Annotated in this window: 6 protein-coding genes; all 6 read left to right on the forward strand. The window is 41.6% G+C overall.

From position 1 onward, the window contains the following. A partial coding sequence (gene adhE / locus KH943_RS08535; protein ID WP_304109984.1) for a bifunctional acetaldehyde-CoA/alcohol dehydrogenase occupies positions 1–1,869 on the forward strand: 1,869 nt, incomplete at its 5' end. A gap of 245 nt (positions 1,870–2,114) precedes the next feature. Beyond that, positions 2,115–2,816 carry a thermonuclease family protein gene (locus KH943_RS08540; protein ID WP_304109986.1) on the forward strand — a complete coding sequence of 234 codons (702 nt, stop codon included), beginning with the start codon at positions 2,115–2,117 and terminating at the stop codon, positions 2,814–2,816. 11 nt (positions 2,817–2,827) lie between these two features. Then, positions 2,828–4,024, forward strand: coding sequence for an aminotransferase class V-fold PLP-dependent enzyme (locus tag KH943_RS08545; RefSeq protein ID WP_304109987.1), 1,197 nt, complete (start codon positions 2,828–2,830; stop codon positions 4,022–4,024). A 94-nt stretch (positions 4,025–4,118) separates the two neighbouring features. After that, on the forward strand, positions 4,119–5,093 hold the full coding sequence (gene pfkA / locus KH943_RS08550; RefSeq protein WP_005707329.1) for a 6-phosphofructokinase: 975 nt from the start codon (positions 4,119–4,121) through the stop codon (positions 5,091–5,093). A gap of 77 nt (positions 5,094–5,170) precedes the next feature. Beyond that, positions 5,171–6,269 (forward strand): peptide chain release factor 2 gene (gene prfB, locus KH943_RS08555; RefSeq protein ID WP_111312125.1). Its coding sequence is split into 2 segments (ribosomal slippage): positions 5,171–5,245 and positions 5,247–6,269, totalling 1,098 coding nucleotides; the frame shifts between segments, so codons are not numbered across the junction. Positions 6,270–6,419: 150 nt separating this feature from the next. Next, on the forward strand, positions 6,420–6,630 hold a 211-nt coding region (locus KH943_RS08560; RefSeq protein ID WP_304109992.1), incomplete at its 3' end, for a PHP domain-containing protein.

The following is a 6,630-nucleotide window of genomic DNA, read 5'->3' on the forward strand; positions in this document are numbered from 1 at the left end:
AACGGTATGATTTGTGCTTCTGAGCAGGCTGCAATTGTCGATAAAGAAATCTATGCGGATTTCATCAAAGAGATGCAATCTTACGGCGTTTATTTGGTGAATAAAAAAGAGAAAGCCTTGCTTGAAAAATTCATTTTCGGTGTGGATAAAGCCCATGATGAAAACTGTGCTGGTGCGAAATTAAATGCGGCTGTGGTGGGTAAACCTGCAGCGTGGATTGCAGAACAAGCGGGCTTTAGCGTTCCACCAAAAACCAATATTCTTTTAGCAGAATGTGCTTCCGTGGGAGAGAGTGAACCACTTACTCGTGAAAAACTTTCTCCAGTGCTTGCATTATTAAAATCTAATAGCACAGAACAAGGCTTGGAATTAGCGGAAGCGATGGTGAACTTCCACGGTTTAGGTCACTCTGCGGCAATTCACACGCAAAATGCAGAATTAGCAAAAACTTTCGGCGAACGCGTTAAAGCGATTCGTGTAATTTGGAACTCACCATCAACATTTGGTGGTATCGGTGATGTGTATAACTCCTTCTTGCCTTCATTAACGCTTGGTTGTGGCTCATACGGTAAAAACTCCGTGGGCAACAATGTGAGTGCAGTGAACTTAATTAACATCAAACGTGTGGGCAGACGGAGAAATAATATGCAATGGTTTAAAGTGCCATCAAAAATCTACTTTGAGCGTGACTCAATTCAATACCTCAAATCTATGAACGATGTTCACAAAGTGATGATCGTAACAGACCGTTCAATGGTAGATTTAGGCTTTGTGGATCGTATTACCGAACAATTACGCCTACGCCGTAACAAAGTGATGATCCAACTCTTCACTGATGTTGAACCAAACCCAAGCTTGCAAACTGTACAACGCGGTACAGAATTGATGCGTAGCTTCCAACCAGACACCATCATCGCATTAGGTGGTGGCTCACCAATGGATGCAGCGAAAATTATGTGGTTATTCTATGAACAACCAGAAGTAGATTTCCGCGATTTAGTGCAAAAATTTATGGATATTCGCAAACGTGCATTCAAATTCCCACAATTAGGTCGCAAAGCGAAATTCGTGGGCATTCCAACCACATCAGGTACAGGTTCTGAAGTGACTCCATTTGCGGTAATTACGGATGGCGACATTAAATATCCATTAGCGGACTACTCATTAACCCCAACAATCGCGATTGTTGACCCAGCGTTAGTGATGTCTGTGCCTTCACATGTTGCGGCTGATACAGGTTTAGACGTATTAACCCACGCAACCGAGGCTTACACCTCAATCCTTGCGAATGACTATACCGATGGCTTAGCCTTACAAGCGATTAAATTAGTTTTCGAAAACCTAGAAAAATCGGTGAAAGAGTTTGACGAAACCGCACGTGAAAAAATGCACAACGCTTCAACAATGGCAGGTATGGCTTTCGCCAATGCGTTCTTGGGTATTTGTCACTCAATGGCACACAAAATCGGCGGTAAATTCCACACCATTCACGGTCGTACCAACGCAATTTTACTGCCGCACGTAATCCGCTACAACGGCACACGCCCAACCAAAGTGGCTACTTGGCCGAAATATACCAACTATGTAGCAGATATTCGCTTCCAAGATATTGCACGTATGCTTGGCTTACCCGCTTCAACTCCAGAAGAAGCCGTGGAATCTTATGCAAAAGCGGTACACGACCTAGCTATTCGTTGTGGCGTGAAAATGTCTTTACGCGATCAAGGCGTAGATGAAAAAGAATTCATCGGTTCACTTCGTGAATTAGCCTTACACGCATTTGAAGACCAATGTACCCCAGCTAACCCACGCTTGGCGATGATTGAAGATATGGAAGAGTTAATGCGTAAAGCGTATTATGGCAAATAAGTGAATCATTACTGAATGACTAAAGCGATCTGCATCCTAAAAGTTGGACTAAATAACCAGCTGATTAAGGTGCAGATTTTTTTATGATTGACCCACAATCTTTTGAGTAGAATAAAACATAAAATATTGAATTGCGTTTGAGTAGTAAAGTGGGGGTGTGGCATAATCTTACTTGTTTTAGTATTAATCCATGAACGTATAGTGTTTCTGGTATACAGCAGCTATATTTTACACAATCTTAAATTATGAAAAAATTTTTCTTTTTACTTTCTTTGTTCTTTTTCTGGCAAATTTCACCGCTTGTAATAGCGAAAACAGAGCGAACTATTGATTGCAAAGTTGTGGGTATCAGCGATGGCGATACCCTAACTTGTTTGCAAGATCGTACTCAACTTAAGGTGCGATTGCTTTATATTGATGCACCAGAATCGGCTCAACCCTTTGGTAATAAAGCGAAGCAAGCCTTATCTAACTTAGCGTTTAAAAAGCAAGTGACACTACAAAGCACGGGGTATGATAAATATGGGCGAGTGTTAGCGGTGGTTTATGACCATAACACAAACGTCAATTTAAAACTGGTTGAGCAAGGAATGGCGTGGGCATATCGCCAAACACAGCCAATTTATGAGCAAGCTCAAGAGCAAGCGAGAAGTCGTCGAATTGGATTATGGAACGATGCTCGCCCAATTGAACCGACTGAATGGCGAAAAGCAAAAAGCATTGGCTATCAACGTACTAATGAAGGTAATTTTGTACAAACCCGCACATCTGAATATTCTGGTGTGATGAGTGGTGTTGATTGTTCACAAAAATTAACTTGCAAAGATTTCAAGAACTACCCTGAAGCAGAACGATATTTTCACCAATGTCATGCAAAAAAATTAGATAGTGATGGTGACAATATTCCGTGCAATAGCCTCTATCATAAAATAAGAAAACATCGATAAGGAAAATTCCGATGAGCCAAATTAACCAGAAATTTCGCCAACATTTTCCGTTTTTCCGCCAATCTCCTGATTGGACGTATTTAGACAGTGCTGCGACCACGCTAAAACCGCAAGTGTTGATTGACGCAACGCAGCATTTTTACAGTTCAGCTGGCTCTGTGCATCGTAGCCAATATGATTTGTCTCAAACTCAACAATATGAACAAGCTCGTAGTTTAGTCGCTGAACGTTTTAACGCGAAGCGAGAAGAGGTCATTTGGACTAGCGGCATAACTCACAGCCTGAATTTAGTCGCTTACGGGCTAGAAGATCAAATCCAAGCAGGCGATGAGATTGTGATTTCTGTAGCGGAACATCACGCCAATTTTATTCCGTGGCAGCAACTTGCCAAACGTAAACAGGCAAAATTGATTGTATTGCCGTTAAATGCAGATTACCAAATCGATCAGCAGGCTTTAACGCAAGCGTTATCAGCAAAAACTAAAATTGTTGCCTTTAATTTAGTCTCGAATGTAACAGGCGTTCGCCAACCGGCGGAACAGATTGTCTCCATTATTCGTGAACATTCTTCTGCTCAAATTGTGGTGGATATGGCACAAGCAGTCTGTTCTGAACAAGTGGATGTACAAAAAATCGGAGCGGATTTCTATGCCTTCTCTGCACATAAAATGTATGGGCCAAATGGCGTTGGTGTTTTGATTGGGAAATTCGACCGCTTGCAAGTCTTAAAACCGCTCTTTTATGGCGGGAAGATGTTACAAGATGTAACTGAAACCGCACTTACGTTAGCAGAGCTGCCTTATCGTTTAGAAGCAGGCACGCCAAATATTGCTGGCATTATTGGTTTTGGCGAAGTGTTACAATGGCTAAAAGAATGGGATTTTGAAGCGTTAAATCAGTCGCTTTATCAGCTTGCCGAAAGCACTCGCAAGCGGTTAAAAAATTATAAAAATTTGCAAATTTTAGGCAGTCAACATTCTCCGACTATCAGCTTTGTGATTGAAGGTGTACATCATGCGGATTTATCGGCTTTTTTCACGGAAAGTAAAGTGGCGATCCGTAGTGGAGAACATTGTGCGAAGCCTTATCTTCGCTATTTAAATCAAGCGGGAACGGTGCGGCTTTCACTGTCTCATTACAATACTGATGCGGATGTGGAGCAATTTTTCATAGCCCTTGATAAAGCGTTAGCAATTTTATTGGATTAGATCAAAAAATAACGATTTTATGGTAGAATTCGCCCGCAAAAAGGCGTAATCTCTCGCTCAATTGAATTTTTTAATTTTTAAATAAGGTGTCAAAATGGCTAAAGAAATCAAACGTATTGCCGTATTAACAAGCGGTGGCGATGCACCAGGTATGAATGCCGCTATCCGCGGTGTGGTGCGTGCAGCATTAAGCGAAGGTTTAGAAATCTATGGCGTTCGTGATGGTTACTACGGTTTATACCACGATAAATTAATAAAATTAGAGCGTCACTCTGTATCAGACGTAATTAACCGCGGTGGTACATTCTTAGGTTCTGCACGTTTCCCTGAATTTAAAGATCCAGCAGTTCGTGCAAAATGTGTTGAAGTGCTTAAAAAATATGAGATCGATGGCTTAGTAGTTATCGGCGGTGACGGTTCTTATATGGGTGCAAAGTTATTAACTGAAGAGCACGGTATTAACTGCATCGGTTTGCCAGGTACAATCGACAACGATGTAGCAGGTACGGATTACACTATTGGTTATCAAACAGCACTTGAAACGGCATTAGAAGCAATCGACCGCTTACGTGATACTTCAAGCTCACACCAACGTATTTCAATTGTTGAAATTATGGGGCGTCACTGTGGTGACTTAACCATCAGTGCCGCATTAGCAGGTGGTTGTGAATACATCGTGGTACCAGAAAAAGGCTTAGACAAAGAATCCCTTATGCGCAATATTGAAAGTGGTTTACGCAAAGGTAAACGCCACGCAATTATTGCTATTACAGAATTAATGACTGATGTACATCAATTAGCACGTGAAATTGAAGATAAATTTGGTCATGAAACCCGTGCAACCGTATTAGGTCACACACAACGCGGTGGTGTACCTTGTGCTTTCGACCGTATTTTAGGCTCACGTATGGGCGTTTATGCGGTAGAGTTATTACTTCAAGGCTTTGGTGGTCGCTGTGTAGGCATCCAAAACGAAAAATTGGTTCACCACGATATTATTGATGCCATCAATAATATGCGCCGTCCATTTAAAGAAGAATTATTTGAAACATCAAGAAAATTATTCTAATTTGATGTTATTATTCAAAAAATAAATGTATGAGGGGCGTGCTGAGCACGCCCTTTGCTATGATTAAAGGAAAAAGAATGTTTGAATTAAACCCGATCCGTACCCAACTTGCTGATCTCGCTGAACGCACCAATGTGCTTCGGGGGTATCTTTGACTTTGATGCCAAAGTCGAACGCTTAGAAGAAGTGAATGCTGAATTAGAGCAACCCGAAATCTGGAATACGCCTGAAAAAGCACAAGCCTTAGGCAAAGAACGTTCTGCTCTTGAAATGGTAGTAAATACCATCAAAGCCCTTGACCAAGGTATTGAAGATGTCGAGGGCTTAATTGAACTTGCCGTTGAAGCAGAAGATGAAGACACTTTCAATGAAGCACAAGCAGAAGCGGTTGAGTTAGAAGCAAAACTTGCAAAATTAGAGTTTCAACGAATGTTCAGTGGTCAACACGATGCGTCTGATTGCTATGTGGATTTACAGGCAGGTTCGGGCGGTACGGAAGCACAAGACTGGACGGAAATGTTGCTTCGTATGTATTTACGCTGGGCAGAAAGCAAAGGATTCAAGGCTGAGTTGATCGAGGTTTCAGACGGTGATGTTGCTGGATTAAAATCGGCAACAATTCGTGTTTCGGGCGAATATGCTTTCGGTTGGCTACGTACTGAAACAGGCATTCACCGATTAGTGCGTAAAAGTCCATTTGACTCAAATAACCGCCGCCACACCTCATTTGCTGCAGCTTTTGTTTATCCTGAAATTGATGATGATATTGATATTGAAATTAACCCAGCAGATCTTCGCATTGATGTTTACCGAGCATCGGGAGCGGGTGGTCAGCACGTAAATAAAACCGAATCAGCAGTACGAATTACTCATATGCCATCGGGAATTGTGGTGCAGTGCCAAAATGGTCGCTCACAACATCAGAACAAAGATCAGGCAATGAAACAGCTCAAAGCGAAATTGTTTGAGATGGAAATGATGAAGAAAAATGCCGAAAAACAGGCGATGGAAGATAACAAATCCGATATCGGTTGGGGTAGCCAGATCCGCTCTTATGTCTTAGATGATAGCCGTATCAAAGATTTGCGTACGGGTGTGGAAAACCGAAATACTCAAGCCGTGCTTGATGGCGATTTGGATAAGTTTATTGAAGCTAGTCTTAAGGCTGGATTGTAAGCCAGATAATAATTACTACTTAATTTCTTCGTAAATAATGACTGCCAAATCTTCCCTCCTCCCTTTGTTAAAGAGTGGTAGGGGAGATTTGGCAGAAGAAAATTCGAAGAAATTAATTTATAAATCCATAACAAAACTAATAAGGTTCCTATGCTCCCTCGTTTCGTTCATCTCAAAGTTCACAGCGATTTCTCAATGATCAACGGTTTAGCTAAAGTCAAACCGCTGGTAAAAAATGCTGTGGCAGACAATATGGTTGCGATGGCTCTTACCGATTTTAGCAACTTTTGTGGCTTGGTAAAATTCTATGGTGAAGCCCTCAGTTCGGGGTTAAAACCGATCATCGGAGCAGATATTCTCG

It is taken from the genome of Haemophilus parahaemolyticus (genome assembly GCF_018373095.1).
Lineage (GTDB): Bacteria > Pseudomonadota > Gammaproteobacteria > Enterobacterales > Pasteurellaceae > Haemophilus_A > Haemophilus_A parahaemolyticus_A.